Origin of the sequence: Thioalkalivibrio sp. ALMg11, assembly GCF_000377905.1 — a bacterium.
Taxonomy (GTDB): Bacteria; Pseudomonadota; Gammaproteobacteria; order Ectothiorhodospirales; family Ectothiorhodospiraceae; genus Thioalkalivibrio.
Genome location: NZ_KB898873.1, coordinates 275,427 through 299,269, shown reverse-complemented (window position 1 = coordinate 299,269; position 23,843 = coordinate 275,427). Strand labels below are relative to the sequence as shown.

Here is a 23,843-nt window from a genome sequence, read left to right as displayed (position 1 = left end):
GGTTGATCAGTTGTTGGTGTTGTTCGCTGCGTTGTCCGGTCCGCCCCGGAGCCAGGCCCCGGTGCGGGCGTCGCGGATCGCGCTGGGGGCGCCGCGCCCGCCACATTCTGCCTGCAGGATCGCATCGACGCCCGCCCCAAGTTGTGAGGCAACGCAATCCCAGGTGCGGCAAGGCTCCGCGCCCGCGCGGTTGGCGCTGGTCGAGACCAGGGCGCTGTCGGCGGCGGCGCACAGTGCGCGTGTGGCCGGATGGGCGGTTACGCGCACGGCCAGGCTGTCGTGTTCGCCATGCAGCAGAAGCGGGCAGTCAGGGGTTACGGGCAGCAGCCAGGTCGTGGGACCGGGCCAGCTCGCGTCGATCTCGGCCTGGCGGTCGGCGGGCAGCGGGGCCAGCCAGGAGGCAAGGCGGTCGAGCCGGTCGCTGACCACGATCAGCCCCTTGGTGGCCGGGCGGCCCTTCAGTGTCAGGATGCGTTCGATGGCCTCCGGGGCGTCCGGACGGCAGCCAAGGCCGAACACCGCCTCGGTGGGGTAGGCGATCACCCCCCCGTCGCGCACGCGGTGCGCGACGGGGTCGATCTCGGGGGTCAGCAGCGGGGCGTTATTCCGATCCACGATCGCCGGAGGGCTCGGCACTCAGGCGGTTGTCGTCGGCGCTGGCGGACTTCGCAGTAGACGACTTCTTCGCCGGGGTCTTCTTGGCGGTGGCCTTCTTTGCGCCCGTCTTGCTGGCGGTGGCCTTCTTCTTGGTCGCCGTTTTCTTCGTGGTCGTCGACTTGGCGGTCGACTTGGCGGTCGACTTGGCCGACGTCTTGCTGGCGGTCTTGCCCTCGGCCTTGCTAGAGGACTTGGCAGCGGTCTTGCCCGTGGACTTGGTCGCCCCCTTGCGTCCGCGGCCCTTGCGCTCCGGGGCGGCGGCGATCAGCTCCTGGCACTGTTCCAGCGTCAGGGACTTGGGGTCGGTCTCCTTCGGGATCTTGGCGTTCTTGTTGCCGTCGGTCACGTAGGGGCCGTAGCGTCCGTTCAGGACCTGAATGCCTTCCGCGTCGAAGCTCATGATGAAGCGTTCGGCGTCCTTTTTCTTCTTCTCGGCAACCACCTCGAGCGCGCGTGGCAGCTCGATGGTCCAGACGTCGTCGTCCGGACCCAGCGAGGCGTATTTGGAGCCGTATTTCACGTACGGGCCGAAGCGGCCGATGTTGACCATCACCGGTTCGCCCTCGGGGGTCTCGCCGAGATCGCGTGGCAGCTTGAACAGCTCCAGCGCCTCGTCGAGGGTGACCTTGTCCATCTTCTGCCCGGGCAGCAGGCCGGCGAAGCGCGGCTTCTCCTCGTCGTCCTTGGTGCCGATCTGCACGATCGGCCCGAAGCGGCCCAGGCGTACGCTGACCGGGCGCCCGCTTTGCGGGTCGGGACCCAGTTCGCGCGACTGCACGGCCTCGGCGCGGGTGACGTTCTCTTCCTTTTCCTTCACCCGGTCGCGGAAGTCGCCCCAGAACGCTTCCAGCACCGGGACCCAGTCCTTCTCGCCGCGCGAGATGGCATCCAGCTCGTCTTCCAGCTTCGCGGTGAAGTCGTAGTCCACGTAGCGGTCGAAGTGCTGGGTCAGGAAGCTGTTCACGATCCGGCCGGTGTCGGTCGGGATGAAGCGCTTGCCGTCCATCTCCACATATTCGCGCGACTGCAGGGTGGAGATGATGCTGGCGTAGGTGGAGGGGCGGCCGATGCCGTATTCCTCCAGCGTCTTCACCAGGCTGGCCTCGGTGTAGCGCGGCGGCGGCTCGGTGAAGTGCTGGTCGGCGGTGACTTCGTTCAGTTTGACGCTGTCGCCCTCGGCCATTTCCGGCAGGCGCTTGTCCTCGTCGTCGTCCTGCGTGTCGTCGCGGCCCTCCTGGTAGACCGCGATGAAGCCGGGGTCGACCAGGGTGGAGCCGGTGGCGCGGAACTGGTGCTTGGTTTCGCCCGGGACCAGGTCGGCAGCGACGGTGTCGAAGGTCGCGTGGATCATCTGGCAGGCGACGGTGCGCTTCCAGATCAGGTCATACAGGCGTGCCTGGTCGCTGCTCAGGCGATCGCGTATCTCGTTCGGCACGTGGCGCACGGAGGTCGGGCGGATGGCCTCGTGGGCCTCCTGTGCGTTCTTGGATTTGGTCTTGTACTGGCGCGGGCTGTCGGGGACGTTGTTTGCCCCGTAGCGCTCTTCAATCAGGCCGCGCATCTCGGCGATCGCCTCGCCAGCCAGGGTCACCGAGTCGGTACGCATGTAGGTGATCAGGCCGACCGCGCCGGAACCCAGATCGATCCCTTCGTAGAGCTGCTGTGCGGTGCGCATGGTGCGGCTGGCGGTGAAGCCCAGCTTGCGCGAGGCCTCCTGCTGCAGGGTCGAGGTAGTGAACGGCGCGGCCGGGTTGCGGCGGCGCTGCTTCTTCTCGACCTTGGCAACCCGCAGCTCGCCGCTGGCGGCGTCGGTCAGGCGCTTCTGCGCGTCATGCGCCAGCTCGGCGCTGTTGAGGTCGAACTGGTCCAGCTTGTTGCCGTCCAGGTGGGTCAGGCGCGCGGTGAAGCCCTGGCCCTGGCGCTCGGTAAGGGCGTCGAGCGTCCAGTATTCGCGTGCGACGAAGGCCTCGATCTCGTTCTCGCGCTCGGAGATCATCCGCAGGGCTGGGCTCTGCACGCGTCCGGCGGACAGGCCGCGCTTGATCTTGCGCCACAGCAGCGGCGAGAGGTTGAAGCCGACCAGATAGTCCAGCGCGCGGCGCGCCTGCTGGGCATCGATCAGTGGCTGGGCCAGGGCGCGCGGGTGCTCGATCGCTTCCTGGATCGCCTTCTTGGTGATCTCGTGGAACACCACCCGGTGCACGTCCCGGTTTTCCAGCAGGCCGCGTTCGCGCAGGACCTCGTGGAGGTGCCAGGAGATCGCCTCGCCTTCACGGTCGGGGTCAGTCGCGAGGATCAGGTCGTCGGATTTCTTCAGCGCCTTGGCGATCGCCTCGATCTGTTTCTCGCTGCGCTCGATGATGTCGTACTTCATCCGGAAGCCGTCTTCCGGATCCACGGCGCCCTCCTTGGGTACGAGATCGCGTACGTGGCCATACGAGGCGAGGACCTGGTAGTCGGGACCCAGGTACTTCTCGATGGTCTTGCCCTTGGCGGGGGACTCTACAATAACGAGGTGCTTGCTCATGTGGCTCGGGACCGTCTCCGTGGCAGCGGGTTCCGTGTCGGGGCGGTGGCGGTTGCAAGCATGCAACCGGGTTCACGGGCGCTAAAGACTAGTGGAGGAATTGCCGGTTGGCTACCGACCCGTTCGCGGAGGACGGAGAAATCAGTGCAGATAATCCACGGCACTGGGGCCCGAGTCGTCGCGCATGACCTCTTCCAGGCGGGAATAGGCGATCGCGTCGTCGGGCTGGTTGAACAGCACCATCAGCACGACCCAGCGCAGCTGGTCGAGGTCGATCTCCTCGGCATCCAGCTCCATGACGCGGTCCAGCACCAGTTCGCGGGTGCCCGCGGTCAGCAGGCCGTTTTGCTCCAGGTGCAGCAGGAAGCCGTGAGACTCGGTGTCCAGGCGCTTGCGCTCCTCGGGGGCGTAAATCCGCTGGGCGGCACCGTCCCCGCCGCGGCCTGCCAGCGGGGCCTCGCTCATCAGGCGGTCCAGCCAGCCGAGGGCGCGATCGATCTCGCGCCGAGCGAAACCGGCCTCCACCAGGTGGCGCTCCAGTTCCGAGCGGTCCGGCTCCTCGTCGGATTCCTCGTCGATGGTGTGCTCAAAGAGATACATGAGCACATCCAGCACGTTCTCGTTCATGATTCGGGGGATCCTGCGTCGAGGCGCTGGTAACGCCCGTGGTCGAGAGCGGCCACGCGGCCATGGAGTTCAAGCAAAACCAGCATGGATGAAAGCTGTTCGATGGTCAATTTGGTGCGTTCGCGCAGGGTTTCCAGCGGGACCGGGTTGAAACCCATCGCGTTCAGCACGCGTTCCTGCTCCGGGTCCAGCGGTTCGCTGGCGGACTCGGCCGGGACAACCGGGGCGTTGGGCGCCACGCCCAGCCAGTCCGCGAGGTCGTCGAGGATCTCGTCGGCCGACTCCACCAGCTGCGCGCCGTCACGGATCAGCCGGTGGCAGCCGCGGCTGGCGGGGCTGAGCACCGAGCCGGGGACCGCATAGACCTGGCGCCCCTGCTCGGCGGCCAGGCGTGCGGTGATCAGCGACCCGCTTTTAAGGGCCGCCTCGACAACCAGGGTGGCCAGGGAAAGCCCACTGATCACCCGGTTGCGCTGCGGGAAGTTCCGCGCCAGAGGGCGCGTGTCGGTGGGCCATAGCGAGACCACCAGGCCGTGGTCCGCGATGCGATGGGCCAGTCGCCGGTGCTGGGCAGGGTAGATGCGGTCGGGCCCGGTGGCGACCACCGCGATGGTGCGTCCGCCGGGCGCGGCGAGGGCGCCCTCGTGGGCCGCGCCATCGATGCCGCGCGCCAGGCCGCTGGTGATCGTCAGCCCGGCCGTAGCCAGCTCGCGCGCGAATTCGGTGGCCAGGCGCTCGCCCTGCGGGGTCGCCTCGCGGCTGCCGACGATCCCCACCTGCGGGGTGCGCAGCAGTTCGGGATCGCCGTTCAGGTACAGCACCGGTGGTGGGTCGGGGAGCTCTGCCAGCAGCGGTGGGTAGGCGGGGTCGTCGAGGCACAGGAGGTGATGCCGGGGATCGGCATCCAGCCAGGCCCGGTCGGCTTCGGCCCCGGTGTCGCGGGCCTGGCGCGCGGCATCGTCCAGCTTGAGGTCGATGCCCGCGCGCTGCCATTCGGCGGCAGTGGCGTCGAGGGCGTTGCCCGGAGTGCCGAAGGCCTCGACCAGTTGCAGCATGCGCCGCGGGCCGAGGCCGGGGGTGTTGATCAGGCGTAGCCAGTCCTGGTGCGGAGCGGCTGCCGTTCCGGCATCACGCATGCGGCCGGACCGCAAGTCCGATCAGGGGGCGCGAACCTTGTCACCCTCGCGCAGGGTGCGTTCGGCCTCGGTTACCAGCACGTAGGAGACCTTCTCGAAGGTCTGGAAGACCATCACGGTGGCGACTTCCTCTTCCGGCAGGGTGACCACGTCGTTGTTGCGATCACTGATCGGGTCGCGCACTTCGCGCCCGGCGGTAAAGGCCGCGAAGACCTGACCGTTCTCGATGCCGTCGCGTTCGCCGCGGTTGATGATGGCCGCCTGCAACTGGCCGATCTGGCTGATGGCGTCGAACAGCGAGATGATCGTGCCCTCGGTGCCGGCCGGCGCGCGGCCAATGTCGAACAGCCGGTCCTGCTCTTCGGCGTAGGGCACCAGGCGATCGCCGCGGATCGCCTCGCGTTCGCCCTTGCGAATGTCGGCACGGGCGACGTTGCCCGGCTCGATGATCTCGGCCTCGCCCACCGGCAGGGTCGCGACACCCAGCTCTTCGCCGGTATCCGGGTCAGTCAGCATGCCGTCGTGGCGGACGATGTGGTAGAGATCGTAGCGTTCGGTGTCCTCGGCATTGCGCACGTAGACGCGATCGCCGGGGCCGAAGATCACGCGCTCGTCCTGCGAGGCGAGGATGTATGGGGCATTGTCCAGGGTCTCATCGTCCAGCACCTGCGGCCGGAACATGAACGACTGCAGGGTGGAGATCGGGGAGATGTCCTCGTCGCGCTCCACCACCCGCGCCTCGGGCGACAGGCGATGGGTCGGGCGCACGCGCGGGCCGCCGTCGACCATGATGCGCGGCTGGCCATCCACGTAATGAATGCTCAGTACGTCACCCGGATAGATCAGGTGGGGGTTGTCGATCTCGGGGTTTACCAGCCAGATCTCCGGCCAGTACCAGGGGTCCTGCAGGAACATCGCGGAGATATCCCAGAGCGTGTCGCCCTTCTTGACGACGTAGCGTTCCGGCGCGGATTCGCGGATCTCCGGCTCGGCCTCGGCGGAGCTGCGTTGTTTCAGTGCGTTGCGCGACTCGCGGGCGGTCGCTTGCGTCTCGCTGGTCTCGGACGCGGCCGTTTCTGCGCTGCCGTTCTCCGGCGTGGCCGCGCAGGCGCTCAGCAACAGCGTTACACTGAAGAGAATGCCCGGCAGAATGAAGGTCGTGGTGGCCCTGGTCTTGTACATTTTGGTGTCCCCTGTCAGGTCCGCGCGCTCCCCGAGCCTTCCTGTGGCCCGGCCCCAATCGGATGACGCAACTCCGCGGATAATGCGGTCCAACGTTAGCAGAATTGCGACGTCTGTACAGTACAAAGTTTGAGGTTTTTTCATGGCCAAGCGTGAAATCCTGCACTTCCCCGATCCCCGGCTGCGCCTGAAGGCCGAGCCGGTCGCCGAGGTGGATGACGAGATCCGTACCCTGGTGGACGACATGTTCGAGACCATGTACGAGGCCCCGGGCATCGGCCTGGCGGCCACCCAGATCAACGTGCAAAAGCGTGTGCTGGTGGCGGATGTCTCCGATGATCAGAGCGAGCCGCATGCCTTGATCAACCCCGAGATCCTGGAGACCTCCGGCGAGGAGGAGATGGACGAGGGCTGCCTGTCCGTGCCCGGTTTCTACGAAAAGGTGCAGCGCGCCGACCGCATCCGTGTGCGCGCCCTGGGGCGCGACGGCCAGCCCTTCGAGCTGGACATCGAGGGCCTGCTCGCGGTGTGCATCCAGCACGAGATCGACCACCTCGACGGCAAGCTGTTCGTCGATTACCTGTCCAGCCTGAAGCGCAGCCGCATCCGCAAGAAGCTGGAGAAGCAGGGCGTCCGCAGCGGGGCGGGTGACAAGGCCGCGGTCCCCGCGGTCTGATGGGGGTGGCGGACACGGACGTCGACTCCCTGCGCATCGTCTATGCCGGGACGCCCGATTTTGCAGTCCCGGCTCTGCAGGCCCTGATCGAGAGCGGGCATGCGCCGGTCGCGGTCTACACCCAGCCGGACCGTCCCGCGGGGCGCGGGCGCAAGCTGCGCCCCGGCCCGGTAAAGCAGGTCGCCGAGGGCGCGGGCCTGCCGGTGGTGCAGCCGGAGAGTCTCAAATCCGCCGAGGCCCAGGCGGAACTCGCGGCCTGGCGCCCGGATATCCTGATCGTGGCCGCCTACGGGCTGATCCTGCCGCGCGCGGTGCTCGCGATCCCGCCGCTGGGCGGTCTCAATATCCATGCCTCGTTGCTGCCGCGCTGGCGCGGCGCGGCGCCGATCCATCGCGCCATCCTCGCGGGGGATTCCGGGACCGGGGTCTGCCTCATGCAGATGGCCCCGGGGCTGGACACCGGACCGGTGCATGCCTGTCGCCGTGTCCCGATCACGCCGGAGACCACGACTGGAAGCCTGCACGACATCCTCGCCCGTGAGGGGGCGGAACTCCTGGTCGAGCAGCTGCCGGCGATTGCCGCGGGCGAGTCCGCGCCCTGGCCACAGGATGACGAGCAGGCCACGTATGCCCGCAAGCTGGAGAAGCAGGAGGCTTGGATGGACTGGTCGCAGCCGGCCACGGCCCTGGATCGCCAGGTGCGTGCGTTCAATCCCTGGCCGGTCGCCCAGACCGGATGGCAGGGGCAGGTGGTGCGGGTGTATGCCGCGACCCCGCTTGTCGGTGCGGCCGAGGCGGTGCCGGGCACGATCCGGGCCGCCGGGCCGGATGGTGTGGACGTAACCACGGGCGACGGCATCCTGCGGCTGCAAACGGTGCAGCTGCCGGGACGTCGCCCGGTGGCGGCGGCCGACTGGGCTCGAAATGCCGATCTGGTTGGCCAGACCCTGACGGGGGCGGTCTGATGGCGGGTAGGAAAAAACGCGTAGTGCCCTCGCGGGTGGATTCGCGTTCGCCGCGTCAGCGTGCGCTGGAGGCGGTCGAACGCGTGGTGCTGCAGGGGCAGTCGCTGACCCGGGCGGTGGAGCTGGTGACCGAAGGCCTGGCGGCGCGCGATGCCGCCTGGGTGCAGGCCCTGGCCTACACCACCCTGCGCTGGTATCCGCAGCTGGAGGGCCTGGTCGGTGGCTTTCTCGAGCGGCCCCTGCGGCGCAAGGACGCGGTGATCGGGGTGCTGCTGGCACAGGGCCTGGCCGAGGTGCTGCATTTCGGTACGCGAGATCATGCGGCGGTGCGCGAGACGGCCGAGCTGGCGCGCGAGATCCATCGTCCCGGCGCGGTGGGGCTGATCAACGCGGTGCTGCGTCGCGCCCTGCGCGAGCAGGACGCGCTGGCCGCCCGGATCGCCGCGCAGCCGGGCCTGCGCTATGCGGTCCCGGTCTGGTTGCTGGAGGCAATCCGCGAGGCCTGGCCCGAGGACTGGGAGGCGTTGCTGGAGGCCTCGACGCTGCCGGCGCCGATGACCCTGCGGGTGAACCTCCACCGTGGCAGCCGCGAGGCGGCCCTGGAGGCCCTGGCCGCTGCGGGGACGCCGGCCCAGCCGCACCCGGTACTCGCCAGTGCGCTGACCCTGGAGAACCCGGTCGACGTCGGGGCGCTGCCAGGGTTTTCCGACGGGGCGCTTTCGGTCCAGGACGCCTCGGCGCAATGGGCCGGGCAGCTCCTGGACCCACAGCCGGGCGAGCGGGTGCTGGATGCCTGTGCGGCTCCGGGCGGCAAGACCGGGCACCTGCTGGAGCGCGCCGGCGGCCAACTGGACCTCACCGCGCTGGACAATGACCCGGAACGCCTGGAGCAGGTGCGCGAGAACCTCGACCGGCTGGGCTTTGACGCCCGGCTGGTCGCGGCCGACCTGGAGGCCGCCGACGACTGGTGGGACGGCCAGGCCTTCGACGCGATCCTGCTGGACGTGCCCTGTTCTGCTACCGGGGTGATCCGGCGTCATCCGGATATCAAGATCCTGCGCCGAGCCGAGGACATCCCGCGTCTGGCGGCGGAGCAGGCCCGCCTGCTGGCCGGCGCCTGGCGCCTGCTGCGCCCGGGCGGGCGGCTGCTGTATGCCACCTGCTCGTTACTGTCGCCGGAGAACGAGGCCGTTGTGGCCCCGTTCGTGGCCGCGACCGCGGATGCGCGGGTACTTCCCGTGAACGGCGATGCGGGTATCCCCGGAGGCCGGCCGCGCGAGGTCGGCGTGTCGCTGCCGCTGGGGCTCGAGGGTGGTGATGGCTTCTACTATGCGCTCTTGGAGAAGCAGGCCCCCTGATGCCGAGCGGCGCTTCCCCGTGGCGCGGGCCCCTCGCGGCGCTGTGTTGCCTGTTTGCTCTGCTGGCGCTGCCTGCGCCGGCCGCGGCGGTGGAGATCCGTGGCGCGAATCATCTATGGCTGGACGACACCACGGTGCTGGTGCGTCTGGATATCGACATGCGTCTGCCCGCCGTGCTGGAGGATGCGCTGGCCAACGGCGTGACCCTGGAATTCGAGGCGGAGACCCGTCTGGAGCGCGGTCGCCGGGTGGGGCGCGACACCCTGGCGAGCGAGACACGCCGGGTCCAGCTGCAATACTTTGCGCTGAACCGGCACTACCTGGTAACCGCGGTGACCGACGAGCGCATGGATCTGAAACCGACCCTGGGGGATGCCCTGGACCAGGTCGCCCGGCGGCTGGGTCGGCTGCGCCTGGATGGCATTCCCGAGTCGGCGCGCGCGAATCCCGGGGAGTTCGACCTGGCGGCGCGCCTGATGCTGGTGTACTCGGCGCTGCCGCTGCCTCTGCAGCTGGATGCCGGGCTGCGCGGTGATCTGACGACGCGACAGGAGTGGCGGCGATGGTCACTGGATTAGGGAAACGCTGGTCAACGTACACGCTCGCGCTCGAGTCGCTTTTGCGTGCGAACAAGGCGTGGCGACTGCCGTGCAGTCATTCTGCACAAGGGAGCCGCAACGCCGTGCGCAGGCCCGTTTTTGATCACAACGGGCGGCCGAGCCCCTGCTTTAAATGGTTCGTGGGGTTGGTAACCCAGGTTCTCCGATCCGGCGTTGCGGCCCTTGCCGGTAGAATGGCTACCGGCTGCGGACCGCGCCTTGTTTCGGAAAACCTGGGTTACCAACGCGAGGGTGTACGTTGATCAGCGTTTCCCTAAGGGGCTTCCCGTGGGGGCTGTTCGGCATCGGGCTCCTGTTCGTGCTGCTGCTGACCTCGCTGGTGGTGATGGGCGATGCCGCCCAGAACCAGGCGCGCTTCGAGCAGCTGTTCCTGTGGTTGCTGGTGTTCCATGTCGCCGTGCTGGTGGCGCTGGGCGGGTTAATCATCTATCAGGTCGCGCGCATGGCGATCCAGTATCGCCGTGGGGTGCCCGGCAGCCGGCTGACGCTGCGCCTGGTGGCGGTGTTCATGCTGGTGGCGGTGTTGCCGGTGTCGGTTGTCTATTACTTCTCCTTCAAGTTCCTGAACGAGGGCGTGGATTCCTGGTTCGACGTGCGCGTGGAATCGGCGCTGGAGGATGCGCTGGAGCTGTCGCGCTCGTCGCTGGATCTGCGGGTGCGCCAGCTGGCGAACGAGACTCAGGAGCTCATGAGCGATCTCGAGGGGGTATCGGAGGGTCTGGTGCCGCTGGCCCTGAACGACTATCGCCGCCAGGTCGGGGCGCAGGAGCTGACCCTGGTCGGCTCCAACAACCGCATCATCGCCTCCAGCACGGACAGTCCGATCCGTCGTCTGCCGACCCCGCCCGGGTCCGACATCCTGATGCGGGTGCGCCCGGAGCAGCCGTATTCGCGGCTGGAGCCGCAGACCGACGGCTCGCTGATCATCCGTGTGGTGGCGACCACCAGCAGCCGCCGCCCGGGCTCGGAGAACCGCATCCTGCAGGGCATCTACCCCGTGGACCCGCGCATGAGCGCGCTGTCGCTGCGGGTCCAGGACGCCTTCGCCGACTACCGCGAATTCGCCTACCTGCGCGGGCCGATGATCCAGGGCTTCGTGTTCACCCTGTCACTGGCGCTGGCGATCTCGCTGATGGCCGCGCTGTGGGCCGGGCTGTTGGTGGCGCGGCGCATGGTGCGCCCGATCTCCGACCTGGTGCGGGGCACGCGCATGGTCGCCGAGGGCGACTACAGCACCCGCTTGGCGGTACAGCGTGCCGACGAGCTGGGCTTCCTGGTGCAGTCGTTCAACACCATGACGCGCACGCTGAACGAGGCGCGCGACGAGGCCGAGCGCAACCGGCGTCTGCTGGATGCCGAGCGCGCCTACCTGGAGAGCGTGCTGCAGCACTTGCGTTCCGGCGTGCTGGCGCTGGATGGCAGCCTGCGTCTGCGTACCGCGAACGCCGCGGCCAGCGAGATCCTGGAGTGCGACCTGCAGCGGGCACGCACCCGGGTGATGTCCGAGCTGGGCAGCGAGTGCCCGCTGGTGGCGCAGTTCTTCGAGGCGATCAGCGATGCCCTGGTGCGCCAGGACGAGGAATGGTCGCGCCAGGTAGTGGTGTTCACCCGTAGCGGGCGCAAGGTGCTGATGACCCGTGCGGTGTGGCTGCCGACCTCGGGGTCTAGCCGCGGCCTGCACGCGATCGTGTTCGACGACATGACCGAATTCCTGAAGGCCCAGCGTGACGCAGCCTGGGGTGAGGTGGCGCGGCGTCTGGCGCACGAGATCAAGAACCCGCTGACCCCGATCCAGCTGTCCGCCGAGCGCCTGTCGCGGCGTCTGGGCAAGGTGCTGGAGGGGGCGGATCGCGAGGTGCTGGATCGCGCCACCGGTACCATCGTGCAGCAGGTCGAGGCGATGAAGACCCTGGTCAACGCCTTCCGCGACTATGCCCAGGCCCCGCACCTGGAGCGCGCGTCGGTGGATCTGAACCAGCTGATCCAGGATGTCTGCGAGCTGTATCTGGACCAGGACGGGCGCTCGCGCGTGGATGTCACGCTGGATGCGTCTCTGCCGCGTATCCAGGGCGATGCCGGGCGTCTGCGCCAGTTGCTGCACAACCTGATCAAGAATGCCCTGGAGGCGGGCGAGGGCCACGAGGACATGGAGGCGCACGTCGCCACTGCGTATCTCGACGACTCGGCCGGGCCGCATATCGAATTGCGCGTGACCGACACCGGCCCGGGCATCAAGCCGGAGTTCCTCGAGCGGATCTTCGAGCCTTACACCACCGACAAGCCGCGTGGAACCGGTCTCGGTCTGGCCGTCGCGCAGAAGATCGTGGAGGAGCATGGCGGCATGATTGAGTGCCATAATGCGGAGTCCGGGCCGGGCGGGGCGGTCTTCCGCATCCGCATCCCGGTGGAGCATGGTCCGGTGGTTCACGAGGAGCCCGAATGAGCGAAGCCTACATACTCGTAGTCGACGACGAGCCGGACATCCGCATGCTGCTGCAGGATGTGCTGGAGGACGAGGGCTATCAGGTAGCACTCGCCGGCTCCGTGGCCGAGGCCAAGGCGCAGCGACGCAGTCGCCGCCCGGACCTGATCCTGCTGGATGTCTGGATGCCGGACGGTGACGGAATCTCTCTGCTCAAGGAGTGGGGCGATGACGAGGGGCTGCCCTGCCCGGTGGTGATGATCTCCGGTCACGGCAACGTCGAGACCGCTGTGGATGCCACGCGTCTGGGCGCCTACGACTTCATCGAGAAGCCGTTGTCCATCGACAAGCTGCTGATTACCCTGAACAATGCCCTGGAAGCCGCACGCCTGCAGCGCGAGAACGTGGGCCTGAAGCGCCATGCGGGTACGGTGGCCGACCCGGTGGGCGACAGCGCCACCATGGTGAACCTGCGCGACCAGGTGCAGCGCATGGCGCAGCACGATACCTGGGTGCTGATCACCGGCGAGCCGGGGGTTGGCAAGCAGACCTTCGCACGGCTGCTGCATGCGCGCAGCGCGCGCCGCGAGAACCCGTTCATCGTGGTCTCGGTGGGGTCGCTCTCGGGCGAGGAGGCGATCGCCGAGCTGTTCGGCAGCGAGCAGGGCGAACATGTGCGCTACGGCCTGCTGGAGCAGGCGGCGGGTGGCGTGCTGTTCCTGGACGAGGTCGCGGAGATGGACCTGCAGACCCAGGGGCGGTTGCTGCATGCGCTGGATACCCAGCGAATCACCCGCATTGGCGGCAATCAGCCGATCAGCGTGAACGTGCGCGTGATCGCAGGGAGCCAGTACGACCTGGCCGAGGCGGTCAAGCAGGGCCACTTCCGCGAGGACCTGTACTACCGGTTGAATGTCCTGCCACTGACCATCCCGCCCCTGCGCGAGCACCCCGACGACATCCCGGAGCTGCTGGAGTGCCATATGCGCCACCTGCACCAGCAGGAGGGGCTGCCGCCGCGCGCCTTCCAGCGTCCGGCCCTGGAGCGGCTGCAGCAGTACCACTGGCCGGGCAACGTGCGCGAACTGCGCAACCTGGTGCAGCGGCTGATGATCCTCGGCTCCGGCGACGAGATTACCCGCGACGAGGTGGAGCGTACCCTCAGCGGGCAGCCGCAGCGCGCCGAGGAAGGCGGCGAGGGGGTAGTCGCAATCCCCGATCTGCCATTGCGCGAGGCGCGCGAACAGTTCGAGCGCGAATACCTGCAGCAACAGCTGGAGCGCTCCGAGGGCAACATGACGCGCCTGGCGGAACGGGTGGGGCTGGAACGTACGCACCTGTACCGCAAATTCAAGGCGCTGGGCATCGACCCCAAGCGCGTGAAATCCGATAGCTGAACCCGCTCCGGGACGGGAGACGCATGAAGCACATCATCATCCTCGGGGCCGGGCAGGTCGGTCAGTCGCTGGCGGAGGCGCTGAGCGCCGACGGGATCGACATCACGGTGGTCGATTACCGCGCCGAGATGCTGGCGGAGCTGGAGGATCGCTTCGACATCAAGACGGTCCACGGCTTTGCCGCGCACCCCTCGGTGCTGGAGGCAGCCGGTGCGCAGGACGCGTCGATGCTGATCGCGGTCACCAACTCGGACGAGACCAACATGGTCGCCTGCCAGGTGGCGTCCACGCTGTTCAATATCGAGACCAAGATCGCCCGGGTGCGGGCCCGCGATTACCACGAGACCCCGGAGCTGTTCGCCCAGGACGCGATGCCGGTGGACATGCTGATCTCCCCCGAGGCGATCGTGACCAGCCACATCCGGCGCCTGATCGAGCACCCCGGCTCGCTGCAGGTGCTGGAGTTCGCCGAGGGCCGGGTCTCGCTGGTAGGGGTGCGCGCCTACTATGGTGGCCCGCTGGTCGGCCATGAGCTGAAGAACCTGCAAAGCGACATGCCGGGCATCCAGACCCGGGTGGCCGCGATCTTCCGCAAGGATCGCTCGATCCAGCCAGATGGCTCCACGGTGATCGAGGCCGATGACGAGGTGTTCTTCGTCGCGGCGAAGAAGAACATCCGCGCGGTGACCTCGGAGCTGCGCAAGCTGGAGAAGCCCTACAAGCGGATCATGATCGCGGGCGGCGGCAACATCGGCGAGCGCCTGGCCGAGACCCTCAGCAAACGCTACCGGGTCAAGGTGATCGAGCGCGATTCCGAACGCGCGGACCATCTGGCGCGCACCCTGCCCGGCAACGTCCTGGTGCTGCATGGCGACAGCTCGGATGACCGCTTCCTGGAGTCCATCAACGTCGAGCACAGCGATGTGTTCTGCGCGGTCACCAACGACGACCAGGCGAACATCTTCGCCGGGATGCTGGCCAAGCGCTGGGGCGTGCGCAAGGTGATGTCGCTGATCAATCGGCCGAGCTACGTGGACCTGCTGCAAAGCGGGACCATCGATGTCGCCATCTCGCCACAGCAGGCGACCATTGGTGCGCTGTTGGCACGGGTGCGCGAGGGCGGTACCGCCACGGTGCATGCCCTGCGCCGCGGTGCGGCCGAGGCGATCGAGACCGTGGTCAACGGCGACGCCCGGACCTCGCAGGTGGTCGGCCGCCGGATCGACGAGATCGACTTTCCCGAGGGCACCAGTGTGGGGGCCGTGGTGCGGGGCGAGGAGGTCATCATCCCGCACCGCGACACGGTCATCGAGGCCGGCGACCACGTGATTCTGTTCGTGACCGACCGGCGCAAGGTGAAGCAGGTGCAGCGCCTGTTCCAGCCCACGGCGCTGTTCTTCTAGTTCGCCCGCGATGCTGCATCTCGCCTCCACGGCCCGGCTGCTGGGCGTCCTGCTGACGCTGTTCAGCCTGGCGATGCTGCCTCCAGCCGCCATCGGTTTCCTCTATGGCGAGTCGACCGCGTTCGTGTTCCTGCAGGCCTTCGCCCTGCTGCTGCTGATCGGCGGGCTGCTGTGGGCGCCGCTGTACCGGATGCGCCAGGAGCTGCAGGCGCGCGATGGCTTCATCCTGGTGGTGCTGTTCTGGCTGGGGCTGGGTCTCGCCGGGGCGACGCCGTTGTACCTCGATCCGAACCTGCATGTGTCCTTCACCGATGCCGCCTTCGAGTCGATGTCCGGCCTGACCACCACCGGCGCGACGGTGCTGACCGGTCTGGATGATCTTCCGCGGGCGCTGCTGTGGTATCGCCAGCAGCTGCAGTGGATGGGCGGCATGGGGATCATCGTGCTGGCGGTGGCCATCCTGCCGCTTCTGGGCGTGGGTGGCATGCAGCTGTTCAAGGCCGAGACCCCGGGGCCGATCCGCGACAACAAGCTGACCCCGCGCATCGCCGAGACCGCGCGCAACCTCTGGTACATCTACCTGGGCCTGACCGTGGCCTGTGCGTTGGCCTACTGGGCGGCGGGCATGGACGCCTTCGATGCCGTTGCGCATGCCTTCTCCACCGTGGCGATCGGCGGCTTCTCGACCTACGACGCGAGCATCGGCCACTTCGACAGCGCGATGATCGAGGGCGTGGCCATTGTCTTCATGATCATCGCGGGGATGAACTTCGCCCTGCATTTCCTGGTGATCCATCGCGCCACCGTCGCCCCCTATCGTCACGACGAGGAGCTGCGGACCTACCTGCTGCTGCTGGCCGGGGCCAGCGTGATCGTGGTGACCTTCATGCTCTGGACTGGCTTTGCCGGTGACACCGCGGAGGCCCTGCGCAAGGGCATCTTCCATGTGGTCGCGATCGCGACCACCACGGGCTATACCACTGACAGCTTCTACCTGTGGCCAGGCTTTCTGCCGGTGCTGTTGCTCTTTCTGTCGTTCATCGGGGCCAGTACCGGCTCCACTGGCGGCGGCATGAAGGTAATCCGCGTGCTGCTGCTGGTGAAGCAGGGCCTGCGCGAGATCAAGCGTCTGATCCACCCGCACGCGCGGATCGCCGTGAAGGTGAACGGGAAGGAGGCGCCGGATCGTGTCGTGCAGGCGGTGTGGGGCTTCCTGGCCGCGTACGTGATGGTGTTCGTGGTGATGATGCTGCTGCTGATGGTGACCGGTCTGGATCAGGTCACCTCGTTCTCGGCAGTGGCGGCCACCCTGAACAACCTCGGGCCCGGTCTGGGCGAGGTGGGCGCGAACTATGCCTCCATCAACGACTTCAGCAAGTGGGTCCTGGTGGTTGCGATGCTGATGGGGCGCCTGGAAATCTTTACCGTGCTGGTACTTCTGTCGCCCGCCTTCTGGCGGCGTTAGCCTGACTGTACGGATCGGCGCGCGCCGAGGGAGGTGCCCCATGAACGACATGATCGAACGCTTCCAGAATATGCTCGACGGCGGGCAGGATTCCGCCATGCTGCGCTTCTCGCTGGGCAATGCCCTCGCGACCGATGGCCAGCTGGAGGCCGCGGTGCTGCATCTGCAGCGGGCGTTGGACCTGGATGGCGGCTACTCGGCCGCCTGGAAGCTTCTGGCGAAGACGCTGGTGGCGCTCGAGCGCCCCGAATCGGCGTTGTCCACCTGCGAGCGCGGTATCCGCGTGGCCACCGAGAAGGGTGACCTGCAGGCGGCCAAGGAGATGGAGGTCTACGCCAAGCGCGCCCGCAAGCAGCAGGCCGCCACGGACGGGCCCGGCGATGGGTCCGGGGGCACATGAGCGCAACCGGCAACGACCCAACCCGGAGCGAGGACGCCGGCGCCTACCAGGCCCCGCTGACCGCCGCACACTTCGCCCCGCGTTACTGGGGTAGCTGGCTGCTGCTGGGCCTGGCCTGGGTACTGCAGGAGCTGCCGCGCCCGGCCGTGCGCGGTCTGGCCAGCGGGCTGGGTCGGCTGATTCGCCGGCTGGCCGGGCGCAGCCGCGCGGTGGTCGAACGCAATCTGGAGCTGTGCTTCCCGGAGATGACTGCCGCCGAGCGCGCCCAGCGCCTGGAGGCCTATTACCGCTATCAGGCGCAGGCGGTGCTGGACTACGGGTTGTTGTGGTTCGGCAACCCCGGCCAGCATGCCGCGAGGATTCGCATCGAGGGCCTCGAACACTACGAGCGCCTGCGCTCCGGCGGGACGCCGGTGATCATCCTCGCGCCGCACTCGCTGGCACTGGATTATGGCGGCGTGCGCATGAGCCAGATGTTTGACGGCGTGTCCTTCGCCAAGCCGATGAAGAATTTGGTGCTGGAGTGGATCAACCATCGCAGTCGCACGCGCTATTCCGGCGACATCTTTGCCCGCGATCAGGGTCTGCGGCCGGCCATTCGCCAGCTCAAGCGCGGGCGCTTCTTCTATTACCTGCCGGACGAGGACCTGGGCGCGGAGGGCGCGGTATTCGTGGGTTTTTTCGGCGTGCAGAAGGCCACGCTGACCGCTCTGGGCCGCCTGGCGCGCATGTCGAAGGCGGCGGTCCTGCCCAGTTTCGCCTGGTACGACGCAGCCGCGGACCAGTACGTGATGCGCCTGTGGCCGCCGCTGGAAGACTATCCCTCCGGCGATGATGCCGCCGATGCCCGGCAGATGAACGCCGCCATCGAGCGTGGCATCGATCAGGCCCCGGCGCAGTACCTGTGGTCCATGCGCCTGTTTCGCACCCGCCCCGAAGGCGAAGCCCGCCTGTACCCCGCGCGCAAGCGCTGATCCCGGCGCTCATGCCCGAGGGCGATACGATCCACAAGCTGGCCGCCGCGCTGCGCCCGGTACTGGAGGGCGCGACGCTGAATGCGGTAGCGACCCGCAGCCGGCGCGGCGACCCGCTGCTCGAGCACGGCGCGATGACTGCCGGCGCCGTGCAGGCCCGGGGCAAGCACCTGCTGCTGGATCTGGAGGCCGCGGATGGCCGGCCCTGGCAGCTGCGCACCCACCTGGGCATGTACGGGACCTGGCACCAGTACCCCCCGGGTGCCGCCTGGCACAAGCCGGCCTCCAGTGCCTGGGCCGTCCTCGGCCTCCCGGACCGGGTCCTGGTCTGCTTTCATCCTCGCGAGTTGCAGTGGCGCCCGCGCGCGGCGGGAGCGGCGGATGTCCCGCGTCTGGATGCCCGTGTCGGCCCCGATCTTCTGGACCCGGCGATCGACCTGGATGCCGTGGTTGCGCGGGTGCGGGCCGGCACCGACCCGGCGCGGCCGGTCCTGGACGTCCTGCTGGATCAGTCGCTGGCGGCGGGCATCGGAAACATCTACAAGTCAGAGGTGCTGTTCCTGCAAGGCTGTCACCCGCTGTGGCCCCTGGGGCAGGTGACGCAGCGGGTGCTGCAGGGGCTGTACCGCGATGCCGAGCGGCTGCTGCGGCGCAACTTGAAGCCGGGTCCGCGCATCACCCGCGAGCGTGCGGAGGCGGGGGCGTTCCTGAACGTCTATGGCCGCCGTGGCGAGCCCTGCCGGCAGTGCGGCGCACCGGTCGAATACGCCCTGCTGGGCGAGCACGGCCGCTCGACGTACTGGTGCCCTGTCTGCCAGCCGAGGGAACCCGCCCCCTGAACGCAGGTACCAATGGACATCGGACCGAACAAGGAGCGAACCATGAGCAAGCGCAGACATATCCTGGGACGTGTAACGGTGGTTCCAATGGCCGTGGGCCTACTGGTGGCATGCACCGGGTCCTCCGGGGTTTCGGCCGAAGGCCTGGAGGCCGGGCAGCAGGATCTGCAGGTCAGCGTGTTGCACGAAGAACTGAATCACCCCTGGGCCATCGCCTTCCTGCCCGGGGGCGGTGCAGTGATCAGCGAGCGCCCGGGTACCCTGCGCTGGTTCGCGGACGCCGAGTCCTTCGACGGGCGGGGCGCGCTGGTCCCCGGGTTGCCGGACGACCTGCAGGCGCGCAACCAGGGCGGGTTGCTGGATCTTGCCCTGCATCCGGAGTTCGCCGACAACCGCTGGCTGTACTTCACCTACTCGGCGAGCGTGGAGGGCGGGCTGACCACCCGCCTGGCGCGTGGGCGCTTCCAGGATGGCGAGCTGCAGGACGTGGAGACGCTGTTCACCGCCGAGCCGGGCGTGCGCGGCGGGCGCCACTTCGGCAGCCGCATCGTGTTCGACGATGCCGGGTACGTGTTTATCAGCGTGGGCGACCGAGGCGATCGCGATCATGCGCAGGACACCTCCACTCACATCGGCAGCATCATCCGGCTGCATGACGATGGTTCGGTGCCGGACGACAACCCGTTGGTGGATGAACGCGACGCCCGCCCGGAGATCTGGGCCTGGGGTATGCGCAACCCGCAGGGCATGGTGATGGACCCCGAGACCGGCACCTTCTGGCAGAACGAGCATGGCCCGCGCGGGGGCGACGAGGTCAACATCATCGAACCCGGGTTGAACTACGGCTGGCCAGTCATCACCCACGGTCAGGAATACTCCGGCGGCCAGGTGGGTGAGGGGCTGACCGAGAAGGAGGGGATGGAGTCGCCGCTGCATCACTGGACGCCCTCCATTGCCCCGTCCGGCATGGCGATCCTGCGCGATCCGGCCTTTGCGGACTGGGATGGTGACCTGCTGGTCGGCGGGCTGGCGCATCAGACGCTGCGCCGCCTGACGTTCGACGGGCGCGAACTGGTCAATGAGTCCGAGGTGCTGCCCGATCTGGATCGCCGCGTGCGCGACGTGCGCGTGCACGAGGGCGCAATCTACGTACTTACCGACCACAACCCGGGGGAGCTGATCCGGCTCACCCCGGCCGACTGACGGAGTCGCCGATGTTCGCATTTTCCGAGCCGCGCATGCCCGCGCCCGAGCAGGCCCTGCCCGGGCGCGAGGAGCCGATGCCGGTGCCCGAGCGCCACATGGTGCTGGGAACCCCGCTGGCACCACCGTACCCCGAAGGCATGCAGGTGATGCAGTTCGGCATGGGCTGCTTCTGGGGCGCCGAGCGCCTGTTCTGGCAGCTGGACGGGGTGTACTCCACCAGCGTTGGCTATGGCGGGGGCTACACCCCCAACCCGACCTATCGCGAGGTGTGCAGCGGCCAGACCGGCCACACCGAACTGGTACGGGTGGTATTCGATCCGCAGCGAATCGAGCTGGATGCGCTGTTCCGCACCTTCTGGGAAGGGCACGACCCGACCCAGGGCATGCGCCAGGGCAACGATGTCGGCACCCAGTACCGCTCCGCGATCTACACCACCGATGCGGACCAGTTGGCGGCCGCCGAGGCCAGCCGCCAACGCTTCCAGGCCGCGCTGGACAAGGCCCGAGGCGGGGCGATCACCACCGAGATCGCCGAAGGCCCGGCGTTCTACTTCGCCGAAGAGGATCACCAGCAATACCTGGCCAAGGTCCCCAACGGCTACTGCGGCCTCGGCGGCCTCTCAGTGCCTTACCCGGCCTGAGCGCCTGCCCGATTCTTCGTGTCTTCGTGCGCTTCGTGGTGAATCGCGTTTTTAGCTGGTATTGGCGGCGGCCCGGACGAGGGCGTGGAACAGGCGTTGGTGGCGGCGCTTCTGGGGCAGGTATTCCGGGTGCCATTGGACGCCGATGCACCAGCCGCGTTCGGCCTCGATCGCCTGTACCACGCCGCTGGCCTCGCGGCCGGCGACCTTCAGGCCGCGGCCCAGGCCGTCCACCGCCTGGTTGTGCAGGGCATTCACGCGCAGGGTGTCGTTGCCCAGGATGTCGGCCAGGTGGCTGCGTGGCTCCAGCTGTATCGGCTTGACCGGCAACAGGCTGCGGGCCTGCGGTGTTTCCACATAGAATTCGGCGAGATCGCGCTGCAGTGTACCGCCGCGGACCACGTTGACCAGTTGCATACCGCGGCAGATGCCGAGGATCGGGCGATGGTCGTCCAGGGCGCGATGGATCAGGGCCTTCTCCAGGCGGTCACGGTCGACGTCCAGTACGCCGCCGTGCGACTGGAACAGCCGGCGCAGCAGCCACAGGGCCGGGTAGAAGAGGTAGCCGATCAGGCGCTGCGAGAGGCGGCGCTCCGCCTGGCGGATGGCGGCCGCATCCGGACCCTCGGGCAGGGTCTCGCCGTAGAGCTCGGGGTCAACATCCGCCCCGCCGCCGACGACCAGGCCGTCGAACCGGCAATGGCTGTGCGGCTTTCCCGGACGCAACCGCCGCGGGCGGCCCCCGGCGCGCCACACTGCAAGTGCGGTGAACAGCCAGGCGGGGCCTCCACCCTGGTCCGGCCCGGTGATCGCGATCACCGGACGGCGGGGGCGGGGTGCGACCCGGTCGGTTGTGTTGGGAGCGGGTTCAGAACCAGTCACGAAGGCGCTGGCTCCAGTCGTCGGCCCAGCGGCCGAGGGCCTGGCCGGGGCGTTCCAGATATTCTCGCGACAGGCGCTCCAGGCGTTCCGGATCCGCCGCCAGGCGTTCCACCTCTACCCAGCCATTGAACGGGCGCGCCAGGCTCCAGTCCGGATCGTCGATCTCGCAGTTCGGCAGGCGGTAATGGAAGGCCGGGCGCGGTTTGATCAGCTCATGTTCCACCGGCGCGGTGTCGATGCGTTCCGGGTCCAGGTGGGCAAACAGCGGCAACAGGTCCAGTGGTCGGTTGCGGGTCGGGCTGTGCGCCAGGTAGGCATCGATCAGGCCGGCCTGATCGGGTTGGAAGTCCGGGTCCAGCATGTGGCGTACGAAGGGCCCGGGGAACGCCCGAATGTAGGGCGACAGTCGCCGTGCCAGGTCGATCGCGCCGGCCGCGGTGAGGATCTCGGCCATCAGCAGGAAGCTGCGCAGGATTGCCAGCAGCCACTCGGCATCGGTGCGGTGGATCTCGATATTGATCTGCAACCCGAAGGCGTAAAGAAACGAGCGTTCGGTGCCCTGGGCGCCGGCTTGTTGCAGGGCCGCGCGTACCCGGTCCAGGCGGGGCAGGTCGGCCACCGGGATCGGCGGGGCCACGATTTCATGCGGGACCAGACGGCCGGCAGCGTCGGCCAGCCAGCGATCCAGCGCGGCCTTGTCGGAGTCGTCCAGTTCGATGCCCAGGCGTGCGAGATGCTCGCGGTAGGCACGGTCCTTCAGCACCCGGGCGTCCAACTCCAGCTGGAAGTCGCCGACGTCGGTATCGCGCACGCGGGCGACGAAGGCACTGTCCGGTTCGATCTGCCCCCCGAATTCGGCCTTTACTGCTTCGGCCATAATCTCCAGCGAGACCCCGGCCATCTCGATCTCTACCCCGATGCGACGCGGTTCGCCCTCGGGGCTGTCGGGCCAGGGGAGGTCGTGGAAAGGCTCGCTCATGCGTGTCTCGAAGCCGTGCAAGGAGGCCTCCATGATAACGGCTCGGTGTACCTCGTGCGGCCCGGGCAGTAGGATAGGCGCCGACCTACAGGAGCCCGCCGAGCCCATGGATCGAATCTATCTGCGCGACCTCGAAATCGATGCCGTTGTCGGTGTCTACGACTGGGAACAGCGGATCCAGCGCCGCCTGCGATTCGATATCGAACTGGCGGCGGATACCCGTATCGCCGCCTATTCCGGCGAGATCGGCGATACCGTCGATTACGAGGCGGTGGCCAACGCGGTGCGCGCGATCGTCACCCGCGAGCCGCACGCGCTGCTGGAATCCCTGGCCGAAGAGATCGCCGAGGCCCTGATGACCCAGTTCGGCACCCCCTGGGTGCGCATCAACCTGGGCAAGCCCGGTGCCGTCCCCGGCGTGCGCGAGGTCGGCATCGAGATCGAGCGCGGCACCCTCGCGTCCCCCGACTAGCCCCGCTTCTTGCCGCGGGCCATCCCGGCCCGCACCTTCCTTCTGCTCCGTATCCGCCCCGTGCGGAGGCAGGACCGTGTTCACACTTTCCTTTGATCGCACGCTTTTGGTGCGTGTGCACTTTTAGTGCGCACCATTCAGAGGCAAAACCTCGTGGTTCGGCCGCAACACGTGTTGTGAAAAGCCGATTTTGCTCCCTTTTGGTACTTGGCACAGCCCGTGCAAGGACCGGGTGTCGACTACGCGACACTCGATTGACCAATCTGGGAGAAGACCAACATGAAGAAGTTCACCCGTTCCGCGCTGGCCGCTGCTGTCCTCACGGTAGGTTCCACCGGTGGCGTCGCCTTTACCTCGACTGCCGCCGCGGAGCTGTCCGTGAACATCGGTGCGGTCTCCAACTACTACTTCCGTGGTTTTTCCGAAACCGATGATGGTGCCGCCATTCAGGGTGGAATCGACTACGAGCACGCTTCCGGGTTTTATACCGGGACCTGGTTATCGAACGTCGATTTTGGTGATGACACCAGCTACGAGCTCGATCTCTACTTTGGGTTTTCCGATGAGTTCGATAATGGCTTCGGATATGACGTTGGGTATCTCTATTACGCCTACCCGGATGCCCGTGACGATACTGGCTCGCTGAGTGCCGACTTCGGCGAGGTTTACGGTGAAGTCAGCTTCGACACTGGTGCCGTTGGCCTGTACGGCGGTCTTGCCTATGTCGTGAACGACAGCGATGACTCGGCTCTGGAGCGCAAGGATATGTATTACTACGCCGGGCTCGATGTGCCGTTCATGGATGTCTACAGCGCCGGGTTCCTCGTGGGTCGTACCAGCTTCGACGATTCCGATGCCGAAAACTACACCCACTACACCGCCAGCCTGGCGCGCGACGCCGGGGACTGGGGCGAGTTCAGCCTTAACCTCGAGTACGTCGACGAGTCCGACGAGGACCTGGGCGCCTGGGTGGGCTGGTCCAAGACGTTCTGAATCCCGGCCTTACCTCTCAACC

22 protein-coding genes are annotated in these 23,843 nt (G+C 67.6%); 15 read left to right on the top strand and 7 right to left on the bottom strand.

Translation table 11 applies throughout. From position 1 onward, the window contains the following. Nucleotides 1–6 precede the first annotated feature (6 nt). The 5 genes from D578_RS0106690 to D578_RS0106670 all read right to left on the bottom strand — a co-directional run bounded on the left by D578_RS0106690 (nt 7) and on the right by D578_RS0106670 (nt 6,129). Nucleotides 7–615 carry an L-threonylcarbamoyladenylate synthase gene (locus D578_RS0106690; RefSeq protein ID WP_018949197.1) on the bottom strand — a complete coding sequence of 203 codons (609 nt, stop codon included), beginning with the start codon at nt 613–615 and terminating at the stop codon, nt 7–9. Then, nucleotides 602–3,184 (bottom strand): DNA topoisomerase I, encoded by a 2,583-nt coding sequence (locus D578_RS0106685; protein ID WP_018949196.1) that lies wholly within the window; start codon nt 3,182–3,184, stop codon nt 602–604. Before D578_RS0106685 ends, D578_RS0106690 begins: the two co-directional genes overlap by 14 nt. Nucleotides 3,185–3,325: 141 nt before the next feature. Continuing rightward, on the bottom strand, nt 3,326–3,811 hold the full coding sequence (locus tag D578_RS0106680; RefSeq protein ID WP_018144651.1) for a DUF494 family protein: 486 nt from the start codon (nt 3,809–3,811) through the stop codon (nt 3,326–3,328). Next, the gene (gene dprA, locus D578_RS0106675) at nt 3,808–4,947 is read right to left on the bottom strand and encodes a DNA-processing protein DprA (protein WP_018949195.1); all 1,140 of its coding nucleotides are present in this window, start codon (nt 4,945–4,947) and stop codon (nt 3,808–3,810) included. Before dprA ends, D578_RS0106680 begins: the two co-directional genes overlap by 4 nt. A 21-nt stretch (nt 4,948–4,968) precedes the next feature. Next, a complete protein-coding gene (locus D578_RS0106670; RefSeq protein ID WP_018949194.1) occupies nt 4,969–6,129 on the bottom strand; it encodes a LysM peptidoglycan-binding domain-containing protein in 1,161 nt (386 codons plus the stop codon). Nucleotides 6,130–6,271: 142 nt separating this feature from the next. On the opposite strand from D578_RS0106670, the gene def reads away from it, so the two are divergent. The 13 genes from def to msrA all read left to right on the top strand — a co-directional run bounded on the left by def (nt 6,272) and on the right by msrA (nt 20,495). Next, nucleotides 6,272–6,805 (top strand): peptide deformylase, encoded by a 534-nt coding sequence (gene def, locus D578_RS0106665; protein WP_018949193.1) that lies wholly within the window; start codon nt 6,272–6,274, stop codon nt 6,803–6,805. After that, entirely contained in the window at nt 6,805–7,770 is a 966-nt protein-coding gene (gene fmt, locus D578_RS0106660; RefSeq protein ID WP_018949192.1) for a methionyl-tRNA formyltransferase, read from the top strand. Before def ends, fmt begins: the two co-directional genes overlap by 1 nt. Continuing rightward, nucleotides 7,770–9,128, top strand: a complete 1,359-nt coding sequence (rsmB, locus tag D578_RS0106655) for a 16S rRNA (cytosine(967)-C(5))-methyltransferase RsmB (protein WP_026289222.1) — start codon at nt 7,770–7,772, stop codon at nt 9,126–9,128. Before fmt ends, rsmB begins: the two co-directional genes overlap by 1 nt. Further along, nucleotides 9,128–9,706, top strand: coding sequence for a DUF4390 domain-containing protein (locus tag D578_RS0106650; RefSeq protein WP_018949190.1), 579 nt, complete (start codon nt 9,128–9,130; stop codon nt 9,704–9,706). Before rsmB ends, D578_RS0106650 begins: the two co-directional genes overlap by 1 nt. Before the next feature lie 280 nt (nt 9,707–9,986). Further along, a complete protein-coding gene (locus tag D578_RS0106645; protein ID WP_018949189.1) occupies nt 9,987–12,191 on the top strand; it encodes an ATP-binding protein in 2,205 nt (734 codons plus the stop codon). Further along, nucleotides 12,188–13,567 carry a sigma-54 dependent transcriptional regulator gene (locus D578_RS0106640; protein ID WP_018949188.1) on the top strand — a complete coding sequence of 460 codons (1,380 nt, stop codon included), beginning with the start codon at nt 12,188–12,190 and terminating at the stop codon, nt 13,565–13,567. The genes D578_RS0106645 and D578_RS0106640 overlap by 4 nt, the downstream gene beginning before the upstream one ends. Before the next feature lie 23 nt (nt 13,568–13,590). Further along, nucleotides 13,591–14,970, top strand: a complete 1,380-nt coding sequence (trkA, locus tag D578_RS0106635) for a Trk system potassium transporter TrkA (protein WP_018949187.1) — start codon at nt 13,591–13,593, stop codon at nt 14,968–14,970. 10 nt (nt 14,971–14,980) lie between these two features. Next, nucleotides 14,981–16,435, top strand: coding sequence for a TrkH family potassium uptake protein (locus D578_RS0106630; protein ID WP_018949186.1), 1,455 nt, complete (start codon nt 14,981–14,983; stop codon nt 16,433–16,435). A gap of 40 nt (nt 16,436–16,475) precedes the next feature. After that, nucleotides 16,476–16,835, top strand: a complete 360-nt coding sequence (locus D578_RS0106625) for a tetratricopeptide repeat protein (protein WP_018949185.1) — start codon at nt 16,476–16,478, stop codon at nt 16,833–16,835. After that, nucleotides 16,832–17,809, top strand: coding sequence for a lipid A biosynthesis acyltransferase (locus D578_RS0106620; protein ID WP_018949184.1), 978 nt, complete (start codon nt 16,832–16,834; stop codon nt 17,807–17,809). Before D578_RS0106625 ends, D578_RS0106620 begins: the two co-directional genes overlap by 4 nt. Nucleotides 17,810–17,820: 11 nt before the next feature. Beyond that, nucleotides 17,821–18,648 carry an Fpg/Nei family DNA glycosylase gene (locus tag D578_RS0106615; RefSeq protein ID WP_018949183.1) on the top strand — a complete coding sequence of 276 codons (828 nt, stop codon included), beginning with the start codon at nt 17,821–17,823 and terminating at the stop codon, nt 18,646–18,648. A gap of 42 nt (nt 18,649–18,690) precedes the next feature. Further along, nucleotides 18,691–19,851: a PQQ-dependent sugar dehydrogenase gene (locus tag D578_RS0106610; RefSeq protein WP_018949182.1), complete on the top strand. Its 1,161-nt coding sequence runs from the start codon at nt 18,691–18,693 to the stop codon at nt 19,849–19,851. A gap of 11 nt (nt 19,852–19,862) precedes the next feature. Beyond that, nucleotides 19,863–20,495, top strand: a complete 633-nt coding sequence (msrA, locus tag D578_RS0106605) for a peptide-methionine (S)-S-oxide reductase MsrA (RefSeq protein WP_018949181.1) — start codon at nt 19,863–19,865, stop codon at nt 20,493–20,495. 51 nt (nt 20,496–20,546) lie between these two features. Here msrA and D578_RS0106600 read toward each other — a convergent pair whose 3' ends face one another. Together D578_RS0106600 and D578_RS0106595 are read right to left on the bottom strand one after the other, a co-directional pair. Beyond that, nucleotides 20,547–21,314, bottom strand: coding sequence for a gamma-glutamyl-gamma-aminobutyrate hydrolase family protein (locus tag D578_RS0106600; protein WP_018949180.1), 768 nt, complete (start codon nt 21,312–21,314; stop codon nt 20,547–20,549). A 49-nt stretch (nt 21,315–21,363) separates the two neighbouring features. Continuing rightward, nucleotides 21,364–22,389, bottom strand: a complete 1,026-nt coding sequence (locus D578_RS0106595) for an amidoligase family protein (RefSeq protein ID WP_018949179.1) — start codon at nt 22,387–22,389, stop codon at nt 21,364–21,366. A 73-nt stretch (nt 22,390–22,462) separates the two neighbouring features. Here D578_RS0106595 and folB point away from each other — a divergent pair, with 73 nt between their 5' ends. Together folB and D578_RS0106585 are read left to right on the top strand one after the other, a co-directional pair. Further along, nucleotides 22,463–22,828 carry a dihydroneopterin aldolase gene (gene folB, locus D578_RS0106590; RefSeq protein ID WP_018949178.1) on the top strand — a complete coding sequence of 122 codons (366 nt, stop codon included), beginning with the start codon at nt 22,463–22,465 and terminating at the stop codon, nt 22,826–22,828. 279 nt (nt 22,829–23,107) lie between these two features. After that, a complete protein-coding gene (locus tag D578_RS0106585) occupies nt 23,108–23,821 on the top strand; it encodes a TorF family putative porin (protein WP_018949177.1) in 714 nt (237 codons plus the stop codon). Nucleotides 23,822–23,843: the final 22 nt, after the last annotated feature.